The following is a 2,058-nucleotide window of genomic DNA, read 5'->3' on the forward strand; positions in this document are numbered from 1 at the left end:
CTATCCAATGAGCCAGTGATCACCACCAACGCCACAACACAAGCACAAACCCATGCCCTTAACGAAGAATTTTATGACGAAAAAGATGCTGATATTGTCTTAACCATTAAAGAGCTCCTTGAAACGCGTATCCGCCCCGCAGTTGCCAATGATGGTGGAGACATTACTTTTCGTGGATTTGAAAATGGTATTGTTTATCTCAATATGCGCGGCGCCTGCGCTGGATGTCCCTCTTCAACGGCAACCCTCAAACATGGTATTGAAAATCTTTTACGTCATTTTATCCCTGAAGTTTTAGGCGTTGAAGCCATGCCACAATAAATATTGACCTCAATAGGTAAAACAACCACATTGATTGCCCTTCTTCAACAGCGCTCAAACATGGAGTGCAAAAATCTTACATCATTTTATTCCTGAAATTTTAGAAGTGAGCTATGCAGCCATAAAAATACAGTACTGTAAAAAAATCTAAACAAAATGATCCCTTCGCTCACCTTTCACCTCCACATATGCCTTAAAAAGCTTTCTGCCCCTTAAGAGCATAAGTTGTTTCAATAAACCAATCGCATAGACAGAAATAGAACGCATAGGGATGTGCATTTTAAATTTATTTTGTTTCATAATCTTGTCATGCAATTTTAACTAGGAAAACACGACCTCGTTACAAAAAAAGAAAACCCCAAAAAAAACATTGCAAGATAGAGTGCCCATTTGCTTTATCTTTCTCAGCTCTCCCAACGACAAAATCATGCAAAATACTTCTTGTAGCAAACCGGCACCATCATTATATCTGCCAGCCCCCAATGTTGCGACAGCCCTTGGCACTTAAGACGATTCATAAGAGCCATTTTTAATCCTTTCTTGTACAGTTTTTACCCACACGCCAGCCCCACTTGTGGTGTGCAAATAAGTGATTTTAATTGATTCAACATGGAACAGATTTGAAATGAGAGAATCCACGTTATTCGGGATTCTAATTCAATATGAATAACGCTAATTTATTATTATAAATCAATATGTTGTAGCAGAAAATTGACAAAAATCATATTTTGCAACTTGAATGAGAATTCTGACATTCTTCTTATTTCAATTCTGTTTTTATTGCATCAATGAAAATCGTCCGCTTACACAGCACAAACTGGATAATAACAAAAACTATTTTTAATAGCGCTTATAAACACTTTTAAATATAGGAACTGTTGCAACATTGAGAGCTGGAAAAAAATGCATGATGATGCTACCTTATCAGTATCTCGTACCGATCTTTTCCTATTTTTGAGTCAAAAATTCCCCTCTAGCACCTTGAATCTGATCTCCATAAATATAGCGAGGAAGGTGTGTACAAATACTTGTAAAAATAAATAAATGTAAAATCAGATCTATTATGGTTGTTTTGGAAGTCATTTGAAAAAAAGTGGGAATATTTTTTCAATTCAGCAGAAATAAGTTTGTTACTTTACGGCATCGTTCTCTTCATAAAGCGCATACCTTTATTGTTGCTTGTAAATCAACATCTACCCCTTCTCATCACAATATGTTTAAAAGAAAAGACAGTGTCAGTATTTCTCTACTATATATATTTTTCCAACCCTCAAGGTTGCAATAGCCCTTGGCACTTGAGATGGTTCATAAGAGGCCTTTTTACTACTTTCTTGTACCATGTCACTCCACACGGATCTCCCCGCCTGTAACATGCAAGAGACATGATTTTGATTGATTCAACACGGAACAGATCTGGAGCTCTCATTCAACATGCAAAATAGTGAATTATCTTTATAAATCAAATTATTGCTGTACGTATTTTTATATCCCAATAAGGGCATATATTGCATCTATCTGATTGGCATAATCAGTGAAATAAGAAAAGAAATACAAAAACAATTGCAATAGGATAAACGTCTAAACTTTTTTCACAAACTCCGACTTTAAACTCATCTGCCCAATCCCAGGAATTTTGCAATCAATATTATGATCCCCATCTACCAAGCGAATATTCTTTACCTTCGTCCCCCCTTTTAAAACAGATGAAGCGCCTTTTACTTTCAGATCTTTTATCAC

General features: G+C 36.1%; 2 protein-coding genes and 1 pseudogene. 1 reads left to right on the top strand and 2 read right to left on the bottom strand.

Features of this window, described 5'->3' with window-relative positions:
* Positions 1-321 (top strand): NifU family protein (locus ACFIO3_RS12120; protein ID WP_375704526.1); only part of this gene is annotated, 321 nt, incomplete at its 5' end.
* A 444-nt stretch (positions 322-765) separates the two neighbouring features.
* On the opposite strand, the pseudogene ACFIO3_RS12125 reads toward ACFIO3_RS12120, so the two are convergent.
* A pseudogene (locus ACFIO3_RS12125) lies at positions 766-848 on the bottom strand (DUF4102 domain-containing protein); the annotation flags it as partial.
* A gap of 1,051 nt (positions 849-1,899) precedes the next feature.
* Positions 1,900-2,058: zinc ribbon domain-containing protein YjdM (locus ACFIO3_RS12130; protein WP_375704527.1), on the bottom strand; the 159-nt coding region annotated here is incomplete at its 5' end.

It is taken from the genome of Bartonella sp. AD328YNZD, from assembly GCF_042196425.1.